The organism is Variovorax sp. TLI9-5A, assembly GCF_056867935.1.
In genome coordinates this window covers 5,395,672-5,421,389 of sequence record NZ_CP200310.1, presented here as the reverse complement: position 1 = coordinate 5,421,389, position 25,718 = coordinate 5,395,672, and the positions used below count along the sequence as shown (strand labels likewise).

Sequence of the window (25,718 nt, the reverse complement as noted above, 5' to 3'; positions counted from 1 at the left end):
CGTCTGCTCCTTCGAAATCTGAAAATCCGGCGATGCCGTTGCGTGGTTCGCTCAGTGTTCCTCGGCGGGTGCCTTGGGCACCGCTCGTTGTCGCAACACGGTTGCAGCAATGCCGCTGGCGATGATAAGTGCCATGCCGGCCCAGCCGGCCGCGTCGATGCGGTCGTCGAACAGCACCACGCTGTAGAACGCCGCGAAGACGATGCCCGAATACTGCAGGTTGGCCACCACCAGCGTGCCGGCCTGCGTCTTGGCGGTGGCGTAGGCGCGCGTCATGCAGAGCTGGCCGAGCGCGGCGAGCAGGCCGATGGGCAGCAGCCACAGCGCATGCTGCCACGTCCAGGCGCCGCCGTCCGAAAAGCCGGTGACCGTGGTGGCGATGCCACCGGCCACGGCCGAGCCGACCGCGAAGTAGAAGACGGTACGCAGTTCGGGCTCGCCGATGCGCGACAGCGCCACCACCTGCATGTAGGCGAAGGCGGCCGTCAGCCCCGACAGCAGGCCCAGCAGGCCGGCGAAGCCTTCGTTGCCGTTCACGCTGGGCTTGAGCATGAGCACCACGCCCACGAAGCCGGCGAGCACCGTCATCGCCAGCGCGCCCTGCAGCGGCGGGCGCTCCACGCGGCCGTCGCGCCCGGGCACCGGCACCCAGGCCAGCAGCGCGCCGCCGACCAGGAAGGCCGCGACCCACACGCTGCTCATGTAGTTGAGCGTGACGGCGGTGGCCAGCGGCATGTGGGCGATGGCATAGAACCACGCGCCCAGCGACACCACGCCGATGGTGCTGCGCCAGGCGTGCATGCCGGGGTAGCGGGTGGCCAGCGACACGCCGCGGTTGCGCGCCAGCAGCCAGAGGAAGACGATGCCGATCAGGCCGCGCCCGAGCACCATCTCGCCGCTGTTGAACCACGCCGAGGCGACTTTCACGACCACGCTCATCGTGGCGAACAGGAAGGCACCCAGCACCATCCACAGTGCTTGCACTATTGGCTCTCCCCCAGGCTTCGCGCACTTCGTGTCGCTTCTCCTACCCCCTCACCGGGGGCAACACCAACGGCCCGGCAAAGCCGGTTCCGTGGTGTTCCTGGAACACCCGTCGATGCGTCAGTCATCGACTCAGGCGTTCTGCATCGCGCTGCGGTACCACTCGTGGAACTGCTGCATGCCGTCTTCCATCGGGCTCTGGTAGGGGCCGGTCTCGTTGTCGCCGCGCAGCATGAGCGCGCGGCGGCCGGCATCCATGCGCTCGGCGATCTCGTCGTCTTCCACGCAGGTTTCCATGTAGGCGGCCTGCTGGGCCTCGACGAACTCGCGCTCGAAGGCGACGATTTCCTCGGGGTAGAAGAACTCGACCATGTTGAGCGTCTTCGTCGGGCTCACGGGGTGCAGGGTCGACACCGTGAGCACGTGCGGATACCACTCGACCATCACGTGCGGGTAGTAGGTCAGCCAGATGGCGCCGTACTTCGGAGGCTTGCCCTCGCGGTACTTGAGCAGCTGCTCCTGCCACTTCTGGTAGACCGGGCTGCCCGCGCGGCCCAGGCGGTTGGCCACGCCCACCGTCTGCACCGAATAGCGTGGCTTGAACTCCCAGCGCAGGTCGTCGCAGGTGACGAAGCTGCCCAGCCCGGGGTGGAAGGGGCCGACGTGGTAGTCCTCGAGATACACCTCGATGAAGGTCTTCCAGTTGTAGTTGCACTCGTGCAGCTCGACGCGGTCGAGCGCATAGCCGCTGAAGTCCAGGTCGGCCTGCGGGCCGAGGCCGGCCATGTCGGCCGCCACGTCGGGGCCCGAGCCGTCGGGGTTCTTCTCGAACAGCAGGCCGTTCCACTCGGTGAGCGGGTAGTTGTGCAGGTTCAGGCAGGGGTCCTGCTCGAAGTGGGGGGCGCCGATCAGCGTGCCGGTGGTGCGCGGGTCGCTTGCGGCGTAGGTCCAGCGGTGCAGCGGGCAGACGATGTTGCCGCCCGACTGGCTCTCGAGCTGGCCCCGGCCCTGCAGGATCAGGGCCTGGCGATGGCGGCAGACATTGGAGATCAGTTCCACGCCCTTGGGCGTGTGGACGAGCGCACGGCCCTGGTGCTCCTGGGGCAGGGTGTGGAAGTCGCCCATTTCGGGCACGGCCAGGCGATGGCCGACATAGCGGGGCCCTCGCGAGAAAAGGTTCTGCATCTCGCGGGCGTAGAGCGCCTCGTCGAAATACGCGGAAACTGGAAGTTGGCTCGCGGCCTGCTGCAGTTGAAGACTTAAATCAGACATGGAGGACCTGACCAAGCTCCCCACAGGGAGGAAAGGAAGAAAAAAGAACGAAGAACGGAGGGCGCCGCCGCAAGAGTTGGCCGGGCGGCCCGAAGCAGTGTTGAACGCCGTCAACGAGAGAAGTTCGCATTGTACCCGGGGCCATTTTTTCGTCCCCCGGGGCTTTCCATGCCATTTCGCCATGTGCGATGGGCCTTCCGCCACGGGAAGCGCGCGATGGGCTCCGGCCGACCCCGGGGAGGGTGGTCCGGAGCCGGCCGCCATTTGTGCCGGTCCCGGTCCTAAAATGCCTCGTTTCACCCACGTTTCGCTTGCATGCCCAAGGTGCCTCCCCCTTCCTCGTCCAGCCCGGCGGCAACGCCCGACACGGGTCCGCTGCCAGCCAGTTACGAAGCCGGGCTCCAGGAACTGGAACAACTGGTTGCGGAACTCGAATCGGGCCAGCTGCCGCTGGACCAGCTGCTAGTCAGTTACCAGCGCGGCGCGGCGCTGCTCGCCTTCTGCCGCGACAAGCTGCAGGCGGTCGAAGACCAGATCAAGGTGCTCGATTCGGGCAGCCTGAAGGTCTGGACGCCTGAATGAGCGCCGTCACGCTGAATTCCGCCCACTGGGACGCCCGCACGCTCGCCGGCTGGAGCGAACCCCATCTGGCGAATGTCGAATCGGCGCTGTCGCGCTGGGTTGGTGTCGATGCCCCGGTGCTGCTGGGCGATGCCATGCGTTATGCCGTGCTCGACGGCGGCAAGCGCCTGCGGCCCCTGCTGGTGCTGGCCGCCAGCGAGGCCGTCGGCGGCAACGCGGCCGCCGCACTGCGCGCGGCCTGCGCCACCGAACTGATCCACGCCTATTCGCTGGTGCACGACGACCTGCCGTGCATGGACAACGACGTGCTGCGCCGCGGCAAGCCCACGGTGCATGTGAAGTTCGGCGAGGCCGACGCCCTGCTGGCCGGCGACGCCCTGCAGGCCCTGGCCTTCGAGCTGCTCACGCCCGAGGGTGACGAGGTTCCCGCCGCCACCCAGGCCCTGCTGTGCCGCCTGCTCGCGCGCGCCGCGGGCAGCCAGGGCATGGCCGGCGGCCAGGCCATCGACCTGGCCAGCGTCGGCATCGCGTTGAACGAAGCGCAACTGCGCGAAATGCACCGCCTGAAGACCGGCGCGCTGCTGCAGGGCAGCGTCGAGATGGGCGCCGCCTGCGGCACGGTGAGCGCTGCTGCTCTGGCCGCGCTGCGCGACTACGGCGCGGCCATCGGCCTCGCGTTCCAGGTGGTCGACGACATCCTCGACGTCACGGCCGACTCGCAGACCCTGGGCAAGACCGCCGGCAAGGACGCCGCGGCCGACAAGCCCACCTATGTGTCGCTGCTCGGCCTCGACGGCGCCCGCGCCCAGGCCCGCCAGCTGCTGGCCGACGCGCTCGCCGCGCTGGAGCGCAGCGGCCTGGCCGATACCGCGGCTCTTCGCGCCTTGGCCCACATGGTGGTCGATCGCGATCGCTGAGAGAAAAGAACAAACCTCCCCCATGGCTGCTCCGCTGCTTCCCACACTCCACGACCCCTCGCCCATCCGCAAATACGACCGGGCCCAGCTGCGCCAGCTGTCCGACGAGGTTCGCGCCTGCGTGCTCGACAACGTCTCGCGCACCGGCGGCCACCTGAGTTCCAACCTCGGCACGGTCGAACTCACGGTCGCGCTGCACCACGTGTTCAACACGCCGCACGACCGGCTGGTGTGGGACGTGGGCCACCAGACCTATCCGCACAAGATCCTCACGGGCCGGCGCGAGCGCATGCCCACGCTGCGGCAGATCGGCGGCATCTCGGGCTTTCCACAGCGCACCGAGAGCGAGTACGACACCTTCGGTACCGCTCACTCGTCGACCAGCATCTCGGCCGCGCTCGGCATGGCCATGGCCGCCAAGCAGAAGGGCGAGGACCGCTACACCGTGGCCATCATCGGCGACGGCGCGCTCACGGCCGGCATGGCCTTCGAGGCGCTGAACAACGCGGGCGTGTGCGACTGCAAGCTGCTGGTGATCCTGAACGACAACGACATGTCGATCAGCCCGCCGGTGGGCGCGCTCAACCGCTACCTCGCGCAGCTGATGAGCGGCAACTTCTACGCCGCCGCCAAGAACGTCGGCAAGAGCGTGCTGCGCAATGCGCCGCCGCTGTTCGAGCTGGCCAAGCGGCTGGAGCAGCATGCCAAGGGCATGGTGGTGCCGGCCACGCTGTTCGAGCAGTTCGGCTTCAACTACGTGGGCCCGATCGACGGCCACGACATCGACTCGCTGGTGCCCACGCTCGAGAACCTCAAGCACCTCGACGGCCCGCAGTTCCTGCACGTGGTCACGAAGAAGGGGCAGGGCTACAAGCTGGCCGAGGCCGATCCGGTGGCCTACCACGGCCCGGGCAAGTTCGATCCGCAGGTGGGGCTGGTCAAGTCCACCGCCGTTGCCAAGCAGACCTTCACGCAGGTGTTCGGCCAGTGGCTGTGCGACACGGCGGCCGCCGACGGCCGGCTCGTGGGCATCACGCCCGCGATGCGCGAGGGCTCGGGGCTCGTGGAGTTCGAGAAGCGCTTCCCCGACCGCTACTACGACGTCGGCATCGCCGAGCAGCATGCCGTGACCTTCGCCGCCGGCCTGGCCTGCGAGGGCCTGAAGCCGGTGGTCGCGATCTACTCGACCTTCCTGCAGCGCGCCTACGACCAACTGATCCACGACGTCGCCATCCAGAACCTGCCGGTGGTGTTCGCGCTCGACCGCGCGGGCCTCGTGGGCGCCGACGGCGCGACGCACGCGGGCGCCTACGACATCCCGTTCCTGCGCTGCATTCCGAACATGAGCATCGCCTGCCCGGCCGACGAGCGCGAGTGCCGCGAGCTGCTGACCAGTGCCTACGAGCAGAACCACCCGGTGGCGGTGCGCTATCCGCGCGGCGCGGGGGCCGGCGTGGCGCCGCACCTCACGCTCGACGCACTGCCCTTCGGCAAGGGCGAGATCCGCCGCGAAGGCCAGCGCATCGCCATCCTGGCCTTCGGCACGCTGCTTTATCCGGCGCTCACCGTGGCCGAGTCGCTCGACGCCACGGTGGTCAACATGCGCTGGGCCAAGCCGCTCGATGTCGAGCTGCTGCTGAAGGTGGCGGGCACGCACGATGCCATCGTCACGCTGGAAGAGGGCGCGATCATGGGCGGCGCGGGCAGCGCGGTGCTCGAAGCACTGCAGGCAGCGAACGTGCAGAAGCCGGTGCTGCAGCTGGGCCTGCCCGACCGTTTCATCGAGCATGGCGATCCGGCGAAGCTGCTCGCTTCCATCGGGCTCGATGCCATCGGCATCGAGGCGTCGATCCGCGAGCGCTTCGTTTCCAACAGCGCAGGGTAAACCCGCCCCGGGGCGTGTAAGCGCGTTTTTACAATCCCCGGGACTTACACAAAAGTCCCCAACGCGGTCACAAGCCGCGTTTCGTTTTTTCAAAGAACTCGGAGAGCTATCTAATGGATCGTCGTTCCCTCATCAAAAACGCCGGCATCGCGGGCGTTCTGGCTGCCGGCATCGCCCCCGCGGTTCACGCGCAAGCCACCGTCCGCTGGCGCCTGGCGTCGAGTTTTCCCAAGTCGCTGGACACCATCTTCGGCACGGCCGAAGTGTTCTCCAAGAGCGTCAGCGACATGACGGGCGGCAAGTTCCAGATTTCCGTGCATGCCGGCGGCGAGTTGATGCCCGCGTTCGGCGTGGTCGACGGCGTGCAGAACGCCTCGGTCGAAATGGCCCACACGGCCCCGTACTACTTCTACGGCAAGGACCCGACCTTCTGCCTGGGCTGCGCGGTGCCCTTCGGCATGAACACCCGCCAGCAGAACGCCTGGATGTACGAAGGCAACGGCCTGAAGCTGATGCGCGCCTTCTACGCCAAGTACAACATCATCAACCTGCCGGGCGGCAACACGGGCGCGCAGATGGGCGGCTGGTTCCGCAAGGAGATCAAGTCGGTCGCCGACCTGAAGGGCCTGAAGTTCCGCACCAACCCGTTCGCCGGCAAGGTGCTCGAGCCCTTCGGCGTGATCCCGCAGTCCATCCCCGGCGCCGACCTGTACCCCGCGCTCGAAAAGGGCACGCTGGACGGCCTGGAATGGGTTGGCCCCTACGACGACCAGAAGCTGGGCTTCAACAAGATCGCCCCGTTCTACTACTACCCCGGCTGGTGGGAAGGCGGCCCCGAGCTCGACTTCTACATCAACACCAAGGCATGGGAAGGCCTGTCGGCCGAGTACAAGGCCATCGTCGAGGCAGCTGCCGCACACGCCAACATCACGATGACGGCCAAGTACGACTCCAAGAACCCGATCGCGCTCAAGCAGCTCGTGGGCTCGGGCACCAAGCTGCGTCCGTTCTCGCAGGACGTGATGAACGCGGCCTTCAAGTCGGCCCAGCAGATCTACTCGGACCTGAACAACACCAACCCCGAGTGGAAGAAGATCTACGGCGACTGGTCGAAATTCCTGGCCGACCAGAACGCCTGGTTCCGCTACACCGAAGGCACCTTCGACCGCTTCATGCAGCAGCAGAAGCTGTAAGAGGCCTCGTCTCCTCGAACAGGAAGCCCTGCCGGTCCCGGCGGGGCTTTTTTTCGTCGATGCACCGCTCTTCACTCTTCAGCCCTCGCCCGATGTCCCGAACCTTGTCTTCCGCCGCTGTGCTGCTCCTGGCCACGCTCGCTTCGGCCGCCCAGGCCGCCGGCGGCACGGGCAGCTACACGCTGCCGTGGAGCAAGCCGGGCGAGGTGCTCGAATACCGCTCGTGCGGCTGCGGCGATGCATGCTGGGTGGCCGAGCTGCGCAATGCGCGCACCAGGGCGCTGAAGGCTCGGCTGCGCTGCGATTGCGAGCGGCTGCACGCCAAGGTGGGGTCGAAGGGCAGGGAGCGGGAGCAGGCCGGCAGCTGCCCGGCCGGCGGCAATGGCGTAGAAAAGCCGCAGGCCATCGGCGAGGCGATGGAGCGGCTGCTCCGCCGATAAGAAGCTCTGTTATTCCTGCGGCGGGGCAGGCGCAATGCTCCGCTTCGCCACCTGCTCGCCGAAGGCGACGAGCACGGCCGCGTCGGCCGAATGGAACCAGGTCATGCCGCCGAAACGCCGGCGCACCAGCAGCCGTGGCGCGATCACGCGTTCCAGCATGCGGATGTGCACCAGCTTGAGCTGCGCCACTTCCTGCGCGCTCACGCGCTTGTCCCAGAGCCAGGTCTGCACCAGCACGTCGCCTTCGAGCCGGGTCCGGCTGTAGACGATCCAGTAGCCGACCCACACCACGCACAGCGCGGCGATGCCCATCACCACCAGCGCGGTCGCCGACCAGTCGGCGGAACGCAGCGAGGGCAGGCTCCAGATAGCGAAGGCGAAGAGATCGATGACCAGCACCACCGCCAGCGTGCGCAGCAGCGGCGGGAAGGCGGGGCTTTCGATCCTTTCGGTCTCTGCGCCGCCGCCGGGGTTGTCGTTGTCTTGCAGTTGTTGTTCAGCGGGGCCGTGTGCCTGGTGCTCGCTCACGGCTTGGTGGCTTCACCCGAAGCCGGTGGCGGGGTGTCGGCGGCCGGCGGTGCCGGGGTTTCGTCCTTCTTCTCGTTGCCGAAGGGATCTTCCATGTTCACGCCGTTGTTGTCGGGCGAGCCGGGCTGCTCTTCCGCCGGCATGTCGAGGTTGACCTTGTCGATGTCGACGACCTTTTCCTTCTCGAGGAACACGGTGACCGTCTGCGGGAAGAAGATCACGATGGCCACCAGCAGCAGCTGCATCGCCACCCACGGCACGGCGCCCAGGTAGATGTCGCGCGACTCCACCTTCTTGGGCAGCGCGCCGTTCTTGAAGAGTGTGTCCGCTATGCCCCGCAGATAGAACAGCGCGAAGCCGAATGGCGGGTGCATGAACGAGGTCTGCATGTTCACGCACAGCAGCACGCCGAACCACACCATGTCGATGCCCAGCTTGTGGGCCACCGGGCCCAGCAGCGGCAGGATGATGAACGCGATCTCGAAGAAGTCGAGGAAGAACGCGAGGAAGAAGACGAAGATGTTGACCGCGATCAGGAAGCCGACCTGGCCGCCGGGCAGGCCCGAGAGCATGTGCTCGATCCACTTGGCGCCGTCCACGCCCTGGAACACCAGCGAGAACACGCGCGAGCCGATCAGGATGAACACCACCATGGCCGTCAGGCGCATCGTGCCTTCCATGGCGTCCTTCAGCAGCTGCCAGTTCAGGCGGCGGTGGATCAGCGCCAGCACCAGCGAACCCACCGCGCCCATGGCGCCGGCTTCGGTCGGGGTGGCGATGGCCTTGTCCATGAAGGGCAGGCCGCCCATCGAGCCGAGCACCGCGAAGATCAGGATGGCCGAGGGAATGATGCCGCGCAGGCACTTGCCCCACAGCGCCCAGCCGTTCAGCGTGCGCGCGCTGGCCGGCAGGCCCGGCACGAAGTGCGGGCGGATGCGCCCGACCATGAAGGTGTAGATCGCGAAGATCAGCACCTGCAGGATCGACGGGCCCCAGGCGCCCTTGTACATCTGGCCCACGTCGGTGCCGAGCTGGTCGGCCATGACGATCAGCACCAGCGAGGGCGGCACCAGCTGCGTGATGGTGCCCGAGGCCGCCAGCACGCCGGTCGAATAGCGCATGTCGTAGCCGTAGCGCATCATGATCGGCAGCGAGATCATGGCCATGGCGATCACCTGCCCGGCCACCGTGCCGGTGATGGCGCCGAGGATGAAGCCCACGATGATCACCGAGTAGCCGAGGCCGCCGCGCACCGGACCGAAGAGCTGGCCCATGGAGTCGAGCATGTCCTCGGCCAGCCCGCATTTCTCGAGCACCGCCCCCATCAGCGTGAAGAACGGTATGGCGAGCAGTGTCTCGTTCGAGAGGATGCCGAAGACGTTCAGCGGCAGGTTGGCCATGAAGCCGGCCGGGAACCAGCCCATCTCGATGGCGAAGAAGCCGCAGATCAGGCCGAGGGCCGAGAGCGAAAACGCGACCGGGAAGCCGATCAGCATGATCACCACGAGCCCCGCGAACATGATCGGGGCGAAATTTTCCATGTGCATTTCTACTTATCCTGCGGTGCGGGAGAGGGCGATGGCGAAGGGAGCGCGTGGAACCGCGTCCGTCACTGCACCGGCTTCTCGTAGTGCGTGTCCATCTCGATCAGGCCGCGCAGGTAGGCGATGCGCTTGATGATTTCCGCGACGCCCTGCAGGAACATCGCCGCGAAGCCCACGGGCATCAGCAGCGCGGCGGGCCAGCGGATGAGGCCGCCGATGTTGCCCGACATCTCGCCCGTGACCCACATGTTCCAGAAGAAGGGCCAGGTGAGGTAGGTGAAGAGGCCCATCACCGGCAGCAGGAAGAAGATGAGGCCGAACAGGTCGACGTAGACCGGCCCGTAGCCCTTGAGCTTGCCGTAGATGATGTCCACGCGCACGTGCTCGTTGAAGCGCAGCACCACCGGCGCGCCCAGCATCACGGTGGCGGCGAACAGGTACCACTGGATTTCGAGCCAGGAGTTGCTGCTGAAGTCGAGGCCGTAGCGGATGAGTGCGTTGCCGGCCGAGATGAGCGATGCCGCGAGGACGGCGTAGCCGGCGATCTTGCCGAGTTTTTCGCTGATCCAGTCCATGCCGGTCGCGAACTTGAGGAATGCAGACAAGGGGGTGTCTCCCACGAATCCCGATGGTGGAGCGCCGGCCCCTGGTGGGGGCTGCGCAAAGCCCGCGATGTTACCCCGGTGAACCTTTGTATTGCCTTGCAACCGGGGGAGGGGTTTACCCGGAATGCAGGCCGGCCTGCCGGGCGGGGCAGGAAGCCGGTCGCCATAATCGTCCATGTCCTCGCGCCTTCCGCCTTCCACGCCCTCGGGCGCCGCTGGCCAGCCTCATTCGATCGATTCGCCCGACATGTGCCGGGCCGGGCGGGAGTTGCTGTCGCTGGCGCTGATCGACGCGCGCAACCACACGCTGCACCTGCTGTCGCTCTATGAGCAGGCGCTGGGCGCCGAAGCCCTGGCCCTGCCGCCGGCACCCGGGGAGGACGGCGTGGTGCCGCCGGCCTGGCTGGCCGGCCACATCGGCTGGTTCGCCGAATGGTGGATAGGGCGCAACACCCAGCGGGCCTTCGGCGCCGACTGCCCCGTGCGGCCCACGCGGCTGGCGGCCATCGACCCCGGCGCCGACGGCTGGTGGAACCCGGTGCAGGCCGGGCCCGGCCACCACTGGCCGGCCGACCTGCCGGACCTCGCCCAGACAAAGGCCTACCTGCTCGAAACGCTGGAGAGCACGCTCGAACTGCTCGACAACGCGGCCGAGACCGACGCCGGCCTCTATTTCTACCGCCTCGCGCTGTTCCACGAGGACATGCGCGGCGAGCAGTTCGTGGTGATGGCGCAGACGCTGGGGCTGCCGCTGGGCGTCGAGCAGGCGCCCATCGCCGTCACGCGCGAACCGCTGCTGCTGCCCGCCACGCGCTGGGAACTGGGCATGCCCGAGAGCGGCTTCGCCTTCGCGCAGGAGCGCGCCGCGCACCGGGTGGACGTGCCCGAATTCGAGATCGACGCGCAGCCCGTCACCTGGAACCAGTACATCGAGTTCGTCGAGGACGGCGGCTACGACCGCGAGGAGCTGTGGCATGGCGAAGGCTGGCGCTGGCTCTGCGCGCAGATCGAGGGCCGGCGCGGGCCGCGTCACGTCGAGCAGATCGGCGCGGCGCGCAATGGCACGGGCGGCTCGGTGCTGCAGCAGCGCTTCGGCGCCACCGTGCGCGCGGCCGGCCACCACAGCGCCGTGCACCTGAGCTGGTGGGAGGCCGACGCCTGGGCGCGCTGGGCCGGCCGCCGCGTGGCCACCGAGGTCGAATGGGAGATCGCCGCCCACACCGCCGCGCGGCGCGGCTTCCGCTGGGCCGATGTGCACGAGTGGACCGCAGGCACCCTGCAGCCCTGGCCCGGCTACCGGGCCGATCCGTGGAGCGCGGGCACCGAGTTCGATCCGGCGGCTGCCTTCGGCCGGGCACGCGTGCTGCGCGGCGCCTCGTTCGCGACACGAGCCCGTCTGCGCTCGCCGCGCCGCCGCGGCTTCGCGCTGCCGGAGCGCGACGACGGCTTCTTCGGCTTCCGGACTTGTGCGCTCTGATTAATTGGCCAGGACACTCAGCGCTCGCCGCCGGCCTCGGAAGACAGCGGCGGTGCCACTTCCTCCAGCGGCTTGCGTTCCGCATCGGCCGCATGGCGCAGCGCCAGCAGCCCCGCCACGATGACCAGCCCGGCGCCGATGCAGTAGCCCACCATCACCGCGCCACGGCTGCCGGTCTCTATCAGCAGGCCGAACAGCAGCGGCGCCGCGAAGCCGCCCGCGCCCATGCCGACCGCATAGAAGATCGCGATGGCGATCGCGCGCATCTCCAGCGGAAACACCTCGCTCACGGTGAGATACGCCGAACTCGCCGCCGCCGACGCCAGGAAGAACACCGCCGACCAGCACAGCGCCTGCCCGCGCGCGTCGAGCCAGCCCTGCATGAAGGCCCAGCCGGTGAGCGCGAGGCCGACGCCCGCGAGCACATAGGTCAGCGCGATCATGCGGCGCCGGCCCACGCTGTCGAACAGCGGACCCAGCAGCAGCGGCCCCAGCACGTTGCCCAGCGCGAACGGAAAGATGTAGAGCGCCACGTTGCCTTCGGGCACGCCGTAGAAGCGGGTAAGCACCAGCGCGTAGGTGAAGAAGATCGCGTTGTAGAAGAAGGCCTGCGAAATCATCAGCGCCAGCGCGACCACACTGCGCTGCGGATAGCGCTTGAACAGCACGCGGGCCACCTGGCGCATCGGCGGGCTGTTGGGGCGAGCTGCCGTGTAGTTCACGACGAAGCCCTGCGGCGCGGGCAAAGGGCCGTGCTGCGCCTCGACCTCGGCTTCTATGCGCTCGACGATGCGCCTCGCCTCGTCGGCCCGCCCGTGCGCCACCAGCCAGCGCGGGCTCTCGGGCACATGGCGCCGCACCAGCAGGATCGCCACCGCCAGCACCGCGCCCAGCGCGAAGCCGGCGCGCCAGCCCCACACCGGGCCGATCACGCGCGCGTCGAGCAGTACCAGGCTGAGCGCCGCGCCCAGCGCCGCGCCGATCCAGAAGCTGCCGTTGATCGCGAGGTTCACGCGCCCGCGCACCCGCGCCGGAATCAGCTCGTCGATGGCCGAGTTGATGGCCGCGTACTCGCCGCCGATGCCCAGGCCGGTGACGAAGCGGCACAGCGCGAAGAAGGCGAAGTTCGGCGAGAAGGCCGTGGCCAGCGTGCCCACCGTGTAGACCGCCAGCGTGATGAGAAAGAGCTTCTTGCGCCCGAGCCGGTCGGTCATCCGGCCGAAGAGCAGGGCGCCGACCACCGCGCCCGCCACGTACACCGAGCCCGACAGCCCGATCTCGCCGGCAGTGAGGCCCAGCGTATCGGGCCGCTCCAGCACCGCGCCGATGGAGCCCACCAGCGTGACTTCGAGCCCGTCGAGCACCCAGGCCACGCCAAGTGCGATCACCACGCGCCAATGCCAGCGCGACCACGGCAGGCGGTCCAGGCGGGCGGGGATGTCGCTGCGCAGAGCCGTCATGCGCGAAATTATGTGAAGCGCGCCGCCTCCACGGTTGTAGGACCGGCGCTGCAATGCGCCGGTCAAATGGCTCCGGCGTTCAGGTCCCGGCGTTCAGGCCGCGACTGGCACCGACACCTGTCGGATGCCCATGGCCTCGAGCGTGTCGGCAATCGCCGCCACCGCGCCCGGAATGCCCGCCTCGCCGAAGTGCCCCATGCAGCCGACGCGGAAGGTCTCCACCTGCGTCAGCTTGCCGGGGTAGAGGATGTAGCCGCGCTTCTTGACCTCCTGGTAGAAGGTCTTGAAGTTGTAGTTGGCGTCGTCGGGCGCGTGGAAGGTGATGATGATCGGCGCCTGGATGGCCGGGTCGAGGAAGCTGCGGAAGCCCAGCGCGGCCAGCCCGTCGATGAGCCCCTTGCAGTTGCGCGCGTAGCGTGCGCCGCGCGCCTTCAGGCCGCCTTCCTCGATGTACTGCGCAATGGCGGTGTCGAGCGCTGCGACCACGTGCGTGGGCGGCGTGAAGCGCCATTGCGTGGTCTTCTCCATGTACACCCACTGGTCGTACAGGTCCATGCTCAGCGAGTGGCAGTTGCCTTCGCATTTTTCGAGCGTGCTGCGCTTGATGACCACGAAGCCCATGCCCGGCACGCCTTCGAGGCACTTGCCCGAAGCGGCGACGACCGCGTCGAAAGGCGTCTTGCGAGCATCGATCTCGATGGCGCCGAAGGAACTCATGGCGTCGATGATCAGCCCGCAGCCGTGCTTCGCGACGACCATCGCGATCTCGTGCAGCGGGTTGAGCACGCCGGCGCCGGTCTCGCAATGCACCACCGCGACATGGGTGATGCTCGGGTCGGCCGCGAGCGCGCGGTCGACGTCAGCGGGCGAGACCTGCTTTTCTTCCGTGTAGTCGATGGTGCTCAGCTTGCGCCCGAGCACCTTGCAGATCTTTGCCAGGCGCTGGCAGTAGGCGCCGTTGCTCGGCACCAGCACATGGCCGTCGCGCGGAACCACGGTGCCGATGGCCGCTTCCACCGAGAAGGTGCCGCTGCCCTGCAGCGGAACGCATTCATGCGTGCCAGTGCCGTGCACGATGTTCAACACTTCCTTGCGGATGCGTGCGGTGATCTGGTTGAAGTCTGCGTCCCACGATCCCCAGTCGCGCAGCATCGCGTTGCGTGTGCGGTCCGAAGTGGTCAGGGGGCCGGGGGTGAGCAGGATGGGGTAGTCGGCTTGACTCATGATGTCTCCAGGCAAGGAAGGGAACGGGGGCAAGGGTTGTCTTGGCTTCAGCCGCGGCTCAGGTTGCGCCAGGCCTGCGTGCGCGACAGCAGCACGCGCGTGAGCAGCGAATAGGCGATGCACACGACGGTCGAGGTGACGACGATCAGGCTGGCCAGCGCCGCCGCCGGGCCGATGTCGCCGGCGTCGTCCAGATGCATGATCGCAACCGAGGCCAGGATGGTCTCGGGCGTGTAGAGGAAGATGGCGCAAGACAGGCTGGCCATCGACACCACGAAGAAATAGCGCCCGATGTCCAGGATGGCCGGCAGGCACACCGGCACCGTCACCCGCAGGAAGGTCTTGAAGAACGGCACCTTGAGCGAGGCCGACACGGCCTCGAACTCGTTGTCGATCTGCTTGAGCGCCGTCACGGCCGTGAGATGGCTCGAGGTGTAGTAGTGCACCACCATCGAGATGATCAGGATCGCCATCGTCTGGTACAAAAAGTTCAGCGGGTTGGCCGGATGGTTGAAGAACATCACGTAGCCCAGGCCGAGCACCAGGCCGGGCACCGCCATCGACAGCACCGCCATCAGGTGCATGCCCTTGCGCATCAGGCCCAGGTTGCGCGTCTTCTCGATCAGGTAGGCGCCCACGAACACGATGAGCGAGCCGGCCACGGCGGTGGCCATGGCGACGATCAGGCTGTTGGTGTAGGCGTCGGCCATGTCGCTTTCGACCAGCACGAAGTGGTAGTGCTTGAGCGTGAGCGACAGGTCATAAGGCCACAGCGAGATCAGCGAGGTGTAGATCGCCATGCCGATGGTGGCCAGCAGCAGGCCGCACACCACCGTGCAGAACAGCGTCAGCAGCGGATCGGCGAGCTTGCGGCGCTTGGGGCTGTAGGGCACCGAGCGCGCCGTGAGCTGCGCCTTCAACTTGCGCCGCACCACGTAGTCGATGACGAAGGAAATGATCGACGGAACGAGCAGCAGCATGCCCACCACCGCTCCGATGGAGAAGTTGTGCTGCCCCACCACCTGCTTGAACACATCGACCGACAGCACGTTGAAGTTGCCGCCGATCACCTTGGGTGCGCCGAAGTCGCTCACCACGTAGGTGAAGACCACGGTGGCCGCGCTGATCAGGCCGTACTTGCACGACGGCAGCGTGATGGTCATGAACTGGCGAAACGGCCGCGTGCGCAGCGCGGTGGCCGCCTCGTACAGCCGGCCGTCGGCGAGCGACAGCGCGGTGACCAGGATCATCAGCGCATGCGGAAAGGTGTTGTAGACCTCCGCCATGATGATCCCCGGCGCGCCGTAGATCGACGCGCCGCCCAGCAGGAACTTGAGCGCGCCCTGGTTGCCGAACCACTGCACGAAGGAAATGGCCGAGAGCAGCGAGGGCGCCAGCAGCGGAATCAGCGCGATGAGGCGGAACACCGCCTTGAGCGGCGTCGGCATGCGGCTGCGCGTGAGTGCGTACGCGAAGACGAAGGCAGTGGGCACCGAGATCATCACCACGGCCGCCGACACCCAGATCGAGTTCCATGCCGCGCGCAGCAGGCTGGGCGTCTGGAAGTAGGTGATGAAGTGGGTGAGGCCGACGAAGCGGCCCTCTCTGTCCTGCACCGCATGTGCCAGGATGGTCAGCAGCGGCGCGATCAGGAACACGAACAGCATCACCATCACCACGAGCAGGATCGCCCGGGCAATGGTTTCGTCTCGGCTCCAGCGCATGACGGGGCGTGCGTTGAATGCAGCGAGTGCGGGAAGAGGGCGGGCCAGCGTGTTCATGGCTTCGGTGCGCGGGCGGAGAAGGCGCGGATGCGGTTCGCTCGCAGCGCGATGTCGATGGTGTTGCCTTCGCGGATGTCCAGGTCGTGCAACTGGTTGAGCGAGAAGTGCAGGCCGAGCGCCTGTCCGTGCAGCGCATCGGCGGTGACCTCGGCAATGCAGAGGCCGCCGAGGAACTCGACCTTGGTGACCAGCGCCTGCAGGCGGTTGGCTGTGCCGTCGCCCAGGTGCTCGACCGCACGGTCTTCAGGGCGCAGGTAAAGATTGACGGCTTCGCCGGGCTCGAAGGCGCCGTCGCAGGCATCGCACTGCAGTTCCATGTCGCCCACCTTGAAGCGCTGGTTGCCCAGCGCCACCGCGCGCAGCACGTTGACCTTGCCGACGAAATCTGCAACGAAGGGTGTGGCCGGCTGTTCATAGACTTCCATCGGCGTGCCGACCTGCTCGATCACGCCGTGGTTCATGACCACGATGCGGTCCGCCATCGACAACGCTTCTTCCTGGTCGTGCGTGACCATGATGGTCGTGATGCCGACCTGCTTCTGCAGCCGGCGGATTTCGCCGCGCAGCCGTATGCGCTCCAGCGCATCGAGCGCCGACAGCGGCTCGTCGAGCAGCAGCAGGCCGGGACGCGTGGCAAGGGCGCGCGCCAGCGCCACGCGCTGCTGCTGCCCGCCGGAGAGCTGGCTGGGGTATTTGCTGCCCGAGGTCGGCAGGCCGACCAGCTTCAGCAGCTCTTCGACGCGGGCCTTGATCCCGCCGCGCCGGGCACGGCTGTTGACCAGGCCATAGCCGATGTTCTCGGCGATCGACAGGTTGGGAAACAGCGCATACGACTGGAACACGATGCCGTAGTCGCGCCGGTCGGGCGGCAGCCACGAGACGTCCTTGCCGTTCTGCAGGATCTGCCCGGAGGTCTGCGTCTCCAGCCCCGCGATGATGCGCAGCAGCGTGGTCTTGCCGCAGCCCGAGGGGCCGAGAAAGCACAGCATCTCGCCCGGATTCACCCGCAGGTGCACGTCGCGCAGCGCACTGAAGGATTCGAAGTCCTTGCGCACGCCGATGATCTCTAGCGCTGCGGGAGCGCTCGCAGGCACCGGGCTGGCAATGAACTTGGTGTCGGTCATATCCATTTTTCGCACTCGTCGTTGGCGCACGCCGCAAGGATGGGCGTCGCGGGTTGTGAGAAGGGTTGCAGGCCTGTCGAGCCGATTCGTGGGACACCGCGGAACCGGCTTTGCCGGGCCGCAGGTGTCGCCCCCGGCAGGGGGTGGCGAAGCGACACGAAGTGCGCGCAGCCTGGGGGGCGAGCCTTACCTTATTTCGGTTCAGCCTTGCCTTCGTAGCGCTTGCTCCACTCGGCCAGGATGCGTTCGCGGTTCTTTGCAGCCCAGTTGATGTCGTTCTTGGCCAGCAGCTTTTCGTAGTTGTCCGGAATGCCTTCCAGCTTCGAGGCCACGCCGGGGTAGGCCACCACCGCCCACCAGGTGGAAGTGATCTGGTTGGCTTCCTTGCTGGCCATCCAGTCGGCGAAGCGCTTGGCCTGGTCCAGCTTCTTGCTCGTCTTCATGACGCTGGTGGCCTCGATGTCCCAGCCCAGGCCTTCCTTCGGGAAGATCAGGTCGACCGGCGCACCCGACTTCTTGACCTGGTGCGCGCGGAACTCGAACGAGATGCCGATCGGGAACTCACCCGCGCCGGCCTGCTTGCAGGGCTTGGAGCCCGAGTGCACGTACTGCGCGATGTTCTGGTGCAGCGCGTCCATGTACTTCCAGCCTTCGACGTCGCCCATGTTCTGCAGCCAGGAAGACACGTCGAGGTAGCCAGTGCCGCTGGAGGCCGGGTGGGGCATGGTGATCGTGCCCTTGTAGACCGGCTTGGCCAGGTCCTGCCAGGTTTCCGGCTTGGGCAGGTTCAGCTTCTTGGCCTCGACGCGGTTGAAGCAGATGGTGGCGGCCCACACGTCCATGCCCACCCAGGCCGGCGGGCGCGCGGCATCGGAGTAGGCCGGGTTCAGCTCCTTGAAGCCCTTGGGCTCGTAGGGCAGGAGCATGCCTTCCTGCTGCAGCAGCGCGAGGCTGCTGGCGGCCAGGCCGGCCACCACGTCGGCCTGCGGGTTGGCTTTTTCGGCCAGCAGCTTGGCGGTGACGATGCCGGTGGAGTCGCGCACCCACTTCACTTCGATGTCGGGGTTGGCTTTTTCGAAGGCGTCCTTGTAGAGCTTCATGGCGTCGGTTTCGAGCGCCGTGTAGACCAGGAGCGAGGTCTTTTGCGCCCATGCGGCGCCGCTGGCCGCAAGGCCTAGCGCCGCCGCACACAGAACCGCCGTGAGACGGCGCGTGCTTTGTTTCATCGTCATCTGTTTCTCCTGAGAGGGCTTGCTGTCACTGGAAGAGGTGAGTGGCGGGCTCCGGCAATGGCTGTACCAAGCTCCGGTGAGCAAAATGTAGATTGGTGATTGAAGACTGTCAATAAAAAATTGTTGACAGTTTTCAATTCATCGGGAAAATACGCCCCCATGGTCACCAGCAATCACTCCGCCGCCCTCGCATTCCTTCAGTCCAGCTCGCTGCCGATGCTGATGCAGGAAGAAATCGAGCGTTTGATCATGACGGGCGAGCTTCCCGTCGGTAGCCGCATCAACGAGAGCGAGCTTTCGCAGCGCTTCAACACCAGCCGCGGCCCCATCCGGGAAGCGCTGCGTGCGCTGGAAGAGGCCGGCCTCGTGCGCAACGAAAAGAACCGCGGCGTCTTCGTGCGCGAGATCGCGTTCGAGGAAGCCGACGAAATCTACGAACTGCGCGAGGCGCTGGAAGAAGTCATCGGTCGGCGCGTGGCTGTTGCCATCAAGCCCGACGCCATCGAGCGCCTGCGCGCCATGCTCGACGCGATGCGTTCGGCAGCCCAGGCGCAGGACGTGGAGCAATACGCGCAGCTCAACCTGCAGTTCCACGAAATCCTGCTCGACACCGCAGGCAGCAAGAAGCTGACCGAAACCTACAAGCGCCTGGTCAAGGAACTGCACCTTTTCAGAATGCGCGCGCTCGACAGCGGCGGCGGCCTGCGGGTCTCGGCCGACGAGCACCGCGAGATCGTCGATGCCATTGCCAGCGGCAATCCCGACATCGCGGGGCAGGCGCTGCGCAAGCACGTCGCCGACAGCCGTGCCCGCATGCACAAGGCCTTCGGCCGCGCCGATTCCGCTCCCATTGAAGCCCCGAACAACCCACCCCAAAAGGAAGTCTGAAATGACACAGGAGACACTCGAAGTCAACGCCCGCAGCTACCGCTGGATGAGTCGCCCTGTCGTGGTCGTGTGCGTCGACGGCTGCGAGCCCGCGTACCTCGACGCGGCAATTGCCGCCGGCGTGGCCCCGTACTTCGACCGCATGAGGAAGTCCGGCGCCGACCTGCTGGCCGATTGCGTGGTGCCCTCGTTCACCAACCCCAACAACCTGTCCATCGTGACCGGCGTGCCGCCGGCCGTGCACGGCATCTGCGGCAACTACTTCTTCGACCGCGAGCTCGGCCAGGAAGTCATGATGAACGACCCCAAGTACCTGCGCGCCGGCACCGTGCTGGCCGCCTTCGCGGATGCCGGCGCCAAGGTCGCGGTGGTGACCGCCAAGGACAAGCTGCGCAAGCTCCTGGGCCACCGCATGAAGGGCATCTGCTTCTCGTCGGAGAAGTCCGACCAGGTGACGATGGAGGAGAACGGCATCGACAACGTGCTCGACATGGTCGGCATGCCCGTGCCCTCGGTGTACAGCGCCGAACTGTCGGAGTTCGTCTTCGCCGCCGGCGTCAAGCTCATGGAGTCGCGCCGCCCCGACCTCATGTACCTGTCGACCACCGACTATGTGCAGCACAAGGCCGCCCCCGGCAGCCCCGCCGCCAACGCCTTCTACGCCATGATGGACGGCTACCTCGCGCAGCTCGACGCCCTGGGCGCCACCATCGTCGTCACCGCCGACCACGGCATGAACGACAAGCACGACGCAGCCGGCGCGCCCAAGGTCATCTACCTGCAGGACGTGCTCGACGGCTGGTACGGCCAGGACGAGGCACGGGTCATCCTGCCGATCACCGACCCCTACGTGGTGCACCACGGCGCGCTCGGCTCCTTCGCCACCGTGTACGCGCCCGCTGAAGCCAGCGTGCCCGGCTGGATCGAGCGCATCAAGGGCATCCCCGGCATGGAGCTGGTGCTCTCGCGCAAGGACGCCGCCGAACGCTTTGAGCTGCCGCCCGATCGCATCGGCGACATCGTGGTGGTCAGCGAGCAGAGCACCGTCATCGGCACCTCGGCCAGCCGCCACGACCTCTCGGCGCTCGAAGTGCCGCTGCGCTCGCACGGCGGCGTCTCCGAGCAGCGCGTGCCGCTGATCTGCAACCGCCCGGTCACCGGCATTGCCGCCGGGCGCCGGCTGCGCAACTTCGATGCGCTGGACATCGCGCTGAACCACGCCCAGTAACGACAACGACTTCCGGAGCACTTCCCCATGAGCCAAGCCATCCTGAAGCCAGGCACCGTCCACCGCGAGGCCCTGCGCATTGCCGGCGAGCGCGTGCACCGCGACCGCACCATCGACGTCACCTACCCCTACACCGGCGAAGTCATCGCCACCGTGCCCAAGGCCACGCTGGAGGACGTGCGGGTGGCCTACAAGATCGCGCGCGACTACAAGCCCACGCTCACGCGCTACGAGCGCTACAAGATCCTGATGCGCGCGGGCGAGATCATCGCCTCGCGCCTGGACGAGATCTCGCGCGTCATCACCATGGAGTCGGGCCTGTGCCGCAAGGACTCGCTGTACGAAGTGGGCCGAGCCTCCGACGTGCTGCTGTTCGCCGCCAACCAGGCGCTGGTGGACGACGGCCAGGTGTTCTCCTGCGACCTCACCCACCACGGCAAGAGCCGCAAGGTCTACACGCTGCGCGAGCCGCTGCAGGGCGCCATCACCGCCATCACCCCGTTCAACCATCCGCTGAACCAGGTGATCCACAAGGTGGCGCCCTCCATTGCCACCAACAACCGCATGGTGCTCAAGCCCAGCGAGAAGACGCCGCTGACGGCCTTCATCCTGGCCGACATCCTGTACGAGGCGGGCCTGCCGCCGCAGATGCTGTCGGTGGTCACGGGCGACCCGAAGGAGATCGCCGACGAGATGCTCACCAGCGCCGACGTGGACCTGGTCACCTTCACCGGCGGCGTGGCCATCGGCAAGTACATCGCGGGCAAGGCGGTGTACAAGCGCCAGATCCTGGAGCTGGGCGGCAACGACCCGATCATCGTGATGGAGGATGCCGACGTCGAGGAGGCCGCGACGCTGGCGGCCAGCGGTTCGTACAAGAACTCGGGCCAGCGCTGCACGGCCATCAAGCGCATGCTGGTGCACGAGTCGGTGGCCGACCGGTTCGTCGAGCTGCTGGTGGCCAAGACGAAGGCGCTGAAGTACGGCGATCCGATGGACCCGGCCACGGACATGGGCACGGTGATCGACGAGGCGGCGGCGATCCAGTTCGAGTCGGTGGTCAACGAGGCCATCAAGGCGGGGGCGAGGCTGCTCTATGGCAACGAGCGCCGCGGTGCGCTGTACTCGCCCACGGTGCTCGACCATGTGGACCCGCAGATGACCGTTGCGAAGCACGAGACCTTCGGGCCGGTGTCGCCGGTGATCCGCTTCAGGAACATCGAGGAGGCGATCCGCATCTCCAACGGCACGGCCTATGGCCTGTCGTCGGCGGTGTGCACCAACCGCATGGACTACATCACGCGCTTCATCCGCGAGCTGAACGTGGGCAGCGTCAACGTGCGGGAGGTGCCGGGCTACCGCCTCGAGCTCACCCCCTTCGGCGGCATCAAGGACTCCGGCCTGGGCTACAAGGAAGGCGTGCTCGAGGCCATGAAGAGCTTCACCAACACCAAGACCTATTCGCTGCCCTGGTAGACAACGATGAGCCTGAGCATTCCCGACATCGTCGGCCTGTTCGAAACCAAGGGCGGCGCGCAGTACGACGGCGAGCCGGTCACGCAACTGGAGCATGCGCTGCAGTCGGCGCACCTGGCGGAGCAGGCTGGCGCCGGCAGCGAGCTGATCGCCGCCTCGCTGCTGCATGACCTGGGCCATCTGCTGCACGACTTCGGCGGTACGCCGACGCAGCAGGGCCTGGACGACCTGCACCAGTACCGCTGCCTGCCATTTCTTCGCGCGTTGTTCGGTCCGGCCACGTTGGAGCCTATCCGCCTGCATGTGGATGCCAAGCGCTTCCTCTGCGCCAGGGAGCCCGGGTACCTCGATGCCCTATCAGCCGACTCGAAGCGTAGCCTGCAGCTACAGGGCGGTGTCTTCGACTCGGCACAGGCCAGTGCTTTCGAAGCCCTGCCGTATGCAATGGATGCGGTCCGCCTTCGGCGCTGGGACGACACGGCCAAGTGTGCCGATGCGAAGACGCCAGACCTGGCGTACTACGCTCGTCACCTGGCGATCGCGTCCAAGCCCGTTGCCACGGCACCGGCATGAGCGCCGCGCCATCGGTCGATCTGACCAGACGCCAGGCCACGGCACAGGACATCCCCTTTCTGCTCGCGCTGCGGCAGCAGACGATGAACGGCCACGTCATCGCTTCCGGGGCCGAGGTCAGCGACGCGCATCACATGGAGCGGTTGATGCATCGCTTCGAGTGCGCCGAGGTCCTGCTGCACCAGGGGATGCCGGTCGGCCTGCTCAAGGTGTCGCGCGATCCGCATGAATGGGTCGTCATCCAGATCCAGCTGGCGCCCGGCTACCAGGGCGGCGGGCTCGGCACCGGGCTGCTGGCCGAAGTCATCGACCAGGCTGCAAGCGCCGGCGTCGACCTCACGCTCAGCGTGCTGAAGGCGAATCCGGCGAAATCGCTCTATGAGCGCTTCGGGTTCGTCGTCGAGCGCGAATCCGAGTTTTCCTGCGAGATGCGGCGCAAGCCCTGAAAAAACTGCGAGCCCGACATGCGCCCCTTCTGGATCGAACAGGCTCTCTTCAACGACGGTGACCTTGCGCCCGCGCTGCAGGGCGAGCAGAGCGCCGATGTCTGCATCGTCGGCGGCGGCTTCACCGGCCTCTGGACGGCCATCCAGGCCAAGCTGCAGTCGCCCGCGCTCGATGTCGTCATCCTCGAGAGCGATCTCTGCGGTGCAGGCGCGAGCGGCCGCAACGGCGGCTGTCTGCTCACATGGTCGGCCAAGTTCCTCACGCTGCGCCGGCTGTTCGGCGAGGACGAGGTGGTGCGCCTCGTCAAGGCATCCGAGGCCGCGGTGCAGCACATCGCCGACTTCTGCGCCGCGCACGGCATCGACGCCGAGCTGCGGCAGGACGGCACGCTCTACACCGCCACCTCGCAGGCGCAGATCGGCACGCTCGACCCGATGATGCAGGCGCTGGAGGCGCGCGGCATCCATTCCTACCGCACGCTGCCGCCGGAAGAGGTGGCGCGGCGCTCCGGCTCCGCGCGCAACCTGGCGGGCGTGTATTCGCCGATTGCCGCGACCGTGCACCCCGGCAAGCTGGTGCGCGGGCTGCGGCGAGTGGCGCTGGCCATGGGCATCCGCATCCACGAGCGCACGCCGATGCTGGACTTCAGCACCGGCCATCCGGTCGTGGTGCGCACGCCCACCGGCAGCGTTCGCGCGAAGAAGCTGGTGCTCGCGATGAACGCATGGATGGCCAGCACCTTCCCGCAGTTCGAGCGGACCATCGCCATCGTGTCGAGCGACATGGTCATCACCGAGCGGTGTCCCGAGCTGCTGCAAAAGATCGGCCTGACCGACGGCGTGTCGGTGCTCGATTCGCGCACCTTCGTCTATTACTACCGCAGCACGGTCGACGGCCGCATCATGCTTGGCAAGGGCGGCAACACCTTCGCCTGGGGTGGCCGCATGGCCAAGGTGTTCGACGAGCGCTCGCCGTACGAAGCCGAGCTGACGCAGGCCCTGCGTTCCTTCTTTCCGGCATTGAGCGAAACGCCGATCACCGCCAGCTGGAACGGTCCGTCCGACCGCTCGGTGACGGGCTTCCCGTTCTTCGGCAGGCTCGATGGCGCGCCGCACATCTACTACGGCTTCGGCTATTCGGGCAACGGCGTCGGGCCGACCTACATGGGAGGGCAGATCCTGTCGTCGCTGGTGCTCGACCAGGACAACGCATGGACCCGCAGTCCGATCACGCAGGGGCCGCTGGGGCACTTTCCGCCGGAGCCGGTGCGCTACGTGGGCTCGATCGTGGTGCGCAACGCGATCCGACGCAAGGAACTGGCCGAGGACGAGAACCGCCAGCCGTGGCTGGTGGACCGCATGCTCAGCAAGCTGGCCAACGCCGCGGGCAAGGCCGACAAGGCCTGATGCCCCGCGCGGCCCTGATCTGCTTCAGTTGGTTTCGGCGAGGGCGTCGGCCAGCGCGTTGACCATGCGGTCGATCTCGGCCTTCTCCGCGATGAAGGGCGGTGCCAGCTGGATGGTGTCGCCGCCGTAGCGCACGTAGAAGCCCTTCTTCCAGCAATTCATCGCGATCTCGTACGGGCGGCGCGCGGGCTCGCCCGGCAGGGCGGCGATGGTCAGGCCGGCGGCCAGGCCGTAGTTGCGGATGTCGGTGATGTGCTTGCTGCCCTTCAGGCTGTGCACCGCGTTCTCGAAGTGCGGCGCCAGCGCCTGCACGCGGCCGATCATGTCTTCCTTCTGCAGCACGTCGAGCGCCGCGATGCCGGCGGCGCAGGCCACGGGGTGTGCGCTGTAGGTGTAGCCGTGCGGGAACTCGAGCATGTAGTCGGGGCCGCCTGCCGCCATGAAGGTGTCGTAGATGTCCTTGCTCGCCACCACCGCGCCCATGGGCTGCGCGCCGTTGGTGATCTGCTTGGCGATGTTCATGATGTCGGGCGTCACGCCGAAGGCCTCGGCGCCGGTGAGCGCGCCGCAGCGGCCGAAACCGGTGATGACCTCGTCGAAGATCAGCAGGATGTTGTTGGCGGTGCAGATCTCGCGCAGGCGTTTGAGGTAGCCCTTGGGCGGAATGACGACGCCGGCCGAGCCCGCGAAGGGTTCGACGATCACGGCCGCGATGTTCGACGCGTCGTGCAGCGCGATGATGTCGAGCAGGCGGTCGGCCAGCTCGACGCCGTTGTCGGCCATGCCGCGCGTGAAGGCATTCGATGCGAGCTGCGTGTGCGGCAGGTGGTCGGCTTCCACGCCCTGGCCGAAGAGCTTGCGGTTGGCCGCGATGCCGCCGACCGAGATGCCGCCGTAGTTCACGCCGTGGTAGCCCTTCTCGCGGCCGATCAGGCGGGTCTTGCTGGCCTGGCCCTTGGTGCGCCAGTAGGCGCGCGCCAGTTTCAGCGAGGTGTCGGCGGCTTCCGAACCCGAGCCGGTGAAGAACACGTAGTCGAGGCCGGCGGGCGTCATCTCCTTGATCTTGTTGGCCAGCTCGAAAGAGAGCGGGTGGCCGAACTGGAAGGCGGGCGAATAGTCGAGCTTGGCGATCTGGCGGCTCACCGCCTCGGTGATCTCGGGGCGGCCGTGGCCCAGGCCCGAGCACCACAGGCCCGAGAGACCGTCGAAGATCTTGCGGCCGTCGGCGTCGGTGAAGTAGGCGCCCTTGGCTTCCACGACGATCCGCGGATCGGCCTTGAAGTTGCGGTTGCCGGTGTAGGGCATCCAGTGCGCGTCGAGCCAGGCGGCGTCGGTGCGCACGGCGGACGTCGGTTCGATGGCGGGCGTGGCGATGGTCATGGCGTTTCCCGCGCGTGGCGGGCTCCGGAGGTGAAGGGATGCGCCGATTGTTCGCAAGCCGTTCAGTGT

The 25,718-nt window shown here is 67.1% G+C and carries 23 protein-coding genes; 12 read left to right on the top strand and 11 right to left on the bottom strand.

The genetic code is table 11. The features are described from left to right. Positions 1–51: 51 nt before the first annotated feature. Both AC1VNX_RS25805 and AC1VNX_RS25800 read right to left on the bottom strand, forming a co-directional pair. Positions 52–969: a DMT family transporter gene (locus tag AC1VNX_RS25805; protein WP_483162017.1), complete on the bottom strand. Its 918-nt coding sequence runs from the start codon at positions 967–969 to the stop codon at positions 52–54. A 147-nt stretch (positions 970–1,116) separates the two neighbouring features. After that, positions 1,117–2,256, bottom strand: coding sequence for an aromatic ring-hydroxylating oxygenase subunit alpha (locus AC1VNX_RS25800; protein ID WP_483160458.1), 1,140 nt, complete (start codon positions 2,254–2,256; stop codon positions 1,117–1,119). A 315-nt stretch (positions 2,257–2,571) separates the two neighbouring features. Between AC1VNX_RS25800 and xseB the strand changes: the two genes are divergently transcribed. The 5 genes from xseB (at position 2,572) to AC1VNX_RS25775 (ending at position 7,273) form a co-directional block, all read left to right on the top strand. Beyond that, positions 2,572–2,838 (top strand): exodeoxyribonuclease VII small subunit, encoded by a 267-nt coding sequence (xseB, locus tag AC1VNX_RS25795; RefSeq protein ID WP_007829283.1) that lies wholly within the window; start codon positions 2,572–2,574, stop codon positions 2,836–2,838. Then, complete coding sequence (locus AC1VNX_RS25790; protein ID WP_483160457.1) at positions 2,835–3,755, top strand: polyprenyl synthetase family protein; 921 nt, start codon at positions 2,835–2,837, stop codon at positions 3,753–3,755. Before xseB ends, AC1VNX_RS25790 begins: the two co-directional genes overlap by 4 nt. 22 nt (positions 3,756–3,777) lie before the next feature. After that, on the top strand, positions 3,778–5,640 hold the full coding sequence (dxs, locus tag AC1VNX_RS25785) for a 1-deoxy-D-xylulose-5-phosphate synthase (RefSeq protein ID WP_483160456.1): 1,863 nt from the start codon (positions 3,778–3,780) through the stop codon (positions 5,638–5,640). A 113-nt stretch (positions 5,641–5,753) separates the two neighbouring features. Further along, positions 5,754–6,833 (top strand): TRAP transporter substrate-binding protein, encoded by a 1,080-nt coding sequence (locus tag AC1VNX_RS25780; RefSeq protein WP_093049979.1) that lies wholly within the window; start codon positions 5,754–5,756, stop codon positions 6,831–6,833. A gap of 104 nt (positions 6,834–6,937) precedes the next feature. Then, positions 6,938–7,273, top strand: coding sequence for a hypothetical protein (locus tag AC1VNX_RS25775; protein WP_483160455.1), 336 nt, complete (start codon positions 6,938–6,940; stop codon positions 7,271–7,273). Between the two features lie 9 nt (positions 7,274–7,282). Here the strand turns inward: AC1VNX_RS25775 and AC1VNX_RS25770 are convergent, their stop codons facing one another. The 3 genes from AC1VNX_RS25770 to AC1VNX_RS25760 all read right to left on the bottom strand — a co-directional run bounded on the left by AC1VNX_RS25770 (position 7,283) and on the right by AC1VNX_RS25760 (position 9,950). Then, positions 7,283–7,801, bottom strand: coding sequence for a hypothetical protein (locus AC1VNX_RS25770; RefSeq protein WP_483160454.1), 519 nt, complete (start codon positions 7,799–7,801; stop codon positions 7,283–7,285). After that, a complete protein-coding gene (locus tag AC1VNX_RS25765; RefSeq protein ID WP_483160453.1) occupies positions 7,798–9,348 on the bottom strand; it encodes a TRAP transporter large permease in 1,551 nt (516 codons plus the stop codon). The genes AC1VNX_RS25770 and AC1VNX_RS25765 overlap by 4 nt, the downstream gene beginning before the upstream one ends. Before the next feature lie 62 nt (positions 9,349–9,410). Further along, positions 9,411–9,950 (bottom strand): TRAP transporter small permease subunit, encoded by a 540-nt coding sequence (locus tag AC1VNX_RS25760; RefSeq protein WP_483160452.1) that lies wholly within the window; start codon positions 9,948–9,950, stop codon positions 9,411–9,413. Between the two features lie 175 nt (positions 9,951–10,125). Here AC1VNX_RS25760 and AC1VNX_RS25755 point away from each other — a divergent pair, with 175 nt between their 5' ends. Beyond that, the gene (locus AC1VNX_RS25755; RefSeq protein WP_483160451.1) at positions 10,126–11,427 is read left to right on the top strand and encodes an SUMF1/EgtB/PvdO family nonheme iron enzyme; all 1,302 of its coding nucleotides are present in this window, start codon (positions 10,126–10,128) and stop codon (positions 11,425–11,427) included. 17 nt (positions 11,428–11,444) lie between these two features. On the opposite strand, the gene AC1VNX_RS25750 is transcribed toward AC1VNX_RS25755, so the two are convergent. The 5 genes from AC1VNX_RS25750 to AC1VNX_RS25730 form a co-directional block, all read right to left on the bottom strand. After that, on the bottom strand, positions 11,445–12,887 hold the full coding sequence (locus tag AC1VNX_RS25750) for an MFS transporter (protein WP_483160450.1): 1,443 nt from the start codon (positions 12,885–12,887) through the stop codon (positions 11,445–11,447). 93 nt (positions 12,888–12,980) lie between these two features. Continuing rightward, positions 12,981–14,111, bottom strand: a complete 1,131-nt coding sequence (locus tag AC1VNX_RS25745) for a 2-aminoethylphosphonate--pyruvate transaminase (protein WP_483160449.1) — start codon at positions 14,109–14,111, stop codon at positions 12,981–12,983. Between the two features lie 47 nt (positions 14,112–14,158). Then, the gene (locus AC1VNX_RS25740) at positions 14,159–15,892 is read right to left on the bottom strand and encodes a putative 2-aminoethylphosphonate ABC transporter permease subunit (protein WP_483160448.1); all 1,734 of its coding nucleotides are present in this window, start codon (positions 15,890–15,892) and stop codon (positions 14,159–14,161) included. Beyond that, positions 15,889–17,025: a putative 2-aminoethylphosphonate ABC transporter ATP-binding protein gene (locus tag AC1VNX_RS25735; RefSeq protein WP_483160447.1), complete on the bottom strand. Its 1,137-nt coding sequence runs from the start codon at positions 17,023–17,025 to the stop codon at positions 15,889–15,891. Before AC1VNX_RS25735 ends, AC1VNX_RS25740 begins: the two co-directional genes overlap by 4 nt. A 185-nt stretch (positions 17,026–17,210) precedes the next feature. Then, positions 17,211–18,251 carry a putative 2-aminoethylphosphonate ABC transporter substrate-binding protein gene (locus AC1VNX_RS25730; protein ID WP_483160446.1) on the bottom strand — a complete coding sequence of 347 codons (1,041 nt, stop codon included), beginning with the start codon at positions 18,249–18,251 and terminating at the stop codon, positions 17,211–17,213. Positions 18,252–18,410: 159 nt separating this feature from the next. Between AC1VNX_RS25730 and AC1VNX_RS25725 the strand changes: the two genes are divergently transcribed. From AC1VNX_RS25725 to AC1VNX_RS25700, 6 genes are read left to right on the top strand one after another with little or no spacing between them, the layout of a single operon-like run. Beyond that, on the top strand, positions 18,411–19,139 hold the full coding sequence (locus tag AC1VNX_RS25725) for a phosphonate utilization associated transcriptional regulator (protein ID WP_483160445.1): 729 nt from the start codon (positions 18,411–18,413) through the stop codon (positions 19,137–19,139). A gap of 1 nt (position 19,140) precedes the next feature. Beyond that, positions 19,141–20,367 carry a phosphonoacetate hydrolase gene (gene phnA / locus AC1VNX_RS25720; protein ID WP_369662563.1) on the top strand — a complete coding sequence of 409 codons (1,227 nt, stop codon included), beginning with the start codon at positions 19,141–19,143 and terminating at the stop codon, positions 20,365–20,367. A 27-nt stretch (positions 20,368–20,394) separates the two neighbouring features. Then, positions 20,395–21,843, top strand: coding sequence for a phosphonoacetaldehyde dehydrogenase (gene phnY / locus AC1VNX_RS25715; protein ID WP_483160444.1), 1,449 nt, complete (start codon positions 20,395–20,397; stop codon positions 21,841–21,843). A gap of 6 nt (positions 21,844–21,849) precedes the next feature. After that, positions 21,850–22,416 (top strand): phosphonate degradation HD-domain oxygenase, encoded by a 567-nt coding sequence (locus tag AC1VNX_RS25710; RefSeq protein WP_483160443.1) that lies wholly within the window; start codon positions 21,850–21,852, stop codon positions 22,414–22,416. Next, complete coding sequence (locus AC1VNX_RS25705) at positions 22,413–22,862, top strand: GNAT family N-acetyltransferase (RefSeq protein WP_483160442.1); 450 nt, start codon at positions 22,413–22,415, stop codon at positions 22,860–22,862. The genes AC1VNX_RS25710 and AC1VNX_RS25705 overlap by 4 nt, the downstream gene beginning before the upstream one ends. 18 nt (positions 22,863–22,880) lie before the next feature. Beyond that, a complete protein-coding gene (locus tag AC1VNX_RS25700; RefSeq protein WP_483160441.1) occupies positions 22,881–24,269 on the top strand; it encodes an FAD-dependent oxidoreductase in 1,389 nt (462 codons plus the stop codon). A gap of 24 nt (positions 24,270–24,293) precedes the next feature. On the opposite strand, the gene aptA is transcribed toward AC1VNX_RS25700, so the two are convergent. Next, positions 24,294–25,649: an omega-aminotransferase AptA gene (aptA, locus tag AC1VNX_RS25695; RefSeq protein WP_483160440.1), complete on the bottom strand. Its 1,356-nt coding sequence runs from the start codon at positions 25,647–25,649 to the stop codon at positions 24,294–24,296. Positions 25,650–25,718 lie beyond the last annotated feature (69 nt).

Coding starts and splice junctions, on each gene's coding strand:
- AC1VNX_RS25805 (WP_483162017.1), bottom strand. CDS start 969: ATGGTGCTGGGTGCCTTCCTGTTCGCCACGATGAGCGTGGTCGTGAAA.
- AC1VNX_RS25800 (WP_483160458.1), bottom strand. CDS start 2,256: ATGTCTGATTTAAGTCTTCAACTGCAGCAGGCCGCGAGCCAACTTCCA.
- xseB (WP_007829283.1), top strand. CDS start 2,572: ATGCCCAAGGTGCCTCCCCCTTCCTCGTCCAGCCCGGCGGCAACGCCC.
- AC1VNX_RS25790 (WP_483160457.1), top strand. CDS start 2,835: ATGAGCGCCGTCACGCTGAATTCCGCCCACTGGGACGCCCGCACGCTC.
- dxs (WP_483160456.1), top strand. CDS start 3,778: ATGGCTGCTCCGCTGCTTCCCACACTCCACGACCCCTCGCCCATCCGC.
- AC1VNX_RS25780 (WP_093049979.1), top strand. CDS start 5,754: ATGGATCGTCGTTCCCTCATCAAAAACGCCGGCATCGCGGGCGTTCTG.
- AC1VNX_RS25765 (WP_483160453.1), bottom strand. CDS start 9,348: ATGCACATGGAAAATTTCGCCCCGATCATGTTCGCGGGGCTCGTGGTG.
- AC1VNX_RS25755 (WP_483160451.1), top strand. CDS start 10,126: ATGTCCTCGCGCCTTCCGCCTTCCACGCCCTCGGGCGCCGCTGGCCAG.
- AC1VNX_RS25750 (WP_483160450.1), bottom strand. CDS start 12,887: ATGACGGCTCTGCGCAGCGACATCCCCGCCCGCCTGGACCGCCTGCCG.
- AC1VNX_RS25745 (WP_483160449.1), bottom strand. CDS start 14,111: ATGAGTCAAGCCGACTACCCCATCCTGCTCACCCCCGGCCCCCTGACC.
- AC1VNX_RS25740 (WP_483160448.1), bottom strand. CDS start 15,892: ATGAACACGCTGGCCCGCCCTCTTCCCGCACTCGCTGCATTCAACGCA.
- AC1VNX_RS25735 (WP_483160447.1), bottom strand. CDS start 17,025: ATGGATATGACCGACACCAAGTTCATTGCCAGCCCGGTGCCTGCGAGC.
- AC1VNX_RS25730 (WP_483160446.1), bottom strand. CDS start 18,251: ATGACGATGAAACAAAGCACGCGCCGTCTCACGGCGGTTCTGTGTGCG.
- AC1VNX_RS25725 (WP_483160445.1), top strand. CDS start 18,411: ATGGTCACCAGCAATCACTCCGCCGCCCTCGCATTCCTTCAGTCCAGC.
- phnA (WP_369662563.1), top strand. CDS start 19,141: ATGACACAGGAGACACTCGAAGTCAACGCCCGCAGCTACCGCTGGATG.
- phnY (WP_483160444.1), top strand. CDS start 20,395: ATGAGCCAAGCCATCCTGAAGCCAGGCACCGTCCACCGCGAGGCCCTG.
- AC1VNX_RS25710 (WP_483160443.1), top strand. CDS start 21,850: ATGAGCCTGAGCATTCCCGACATCGTCGGCCTGTTCGAAACCAAGGGC.
- AC1VNX_RS25705 (WP_483160442.1), top strand. CDS start 22,413: ATGAGCGCCGCGCCATCGGTCGATCTGACCAGACGCCAGGCCACGGCA.
- AC1VNX_RS25700 (WP_483160441.1), top strand. CDS start 22,881: ATGCGCCCCTTCTGGATCGAACAGGCTCTCTTCAACGACGGTGACCTT.
- aptA (WP_483160440.1), bottom strand. CDS start 25,649: ATGACCATCGCCACGCCCGCCATCGAACCGACGTCCGCCGTGCGCACC.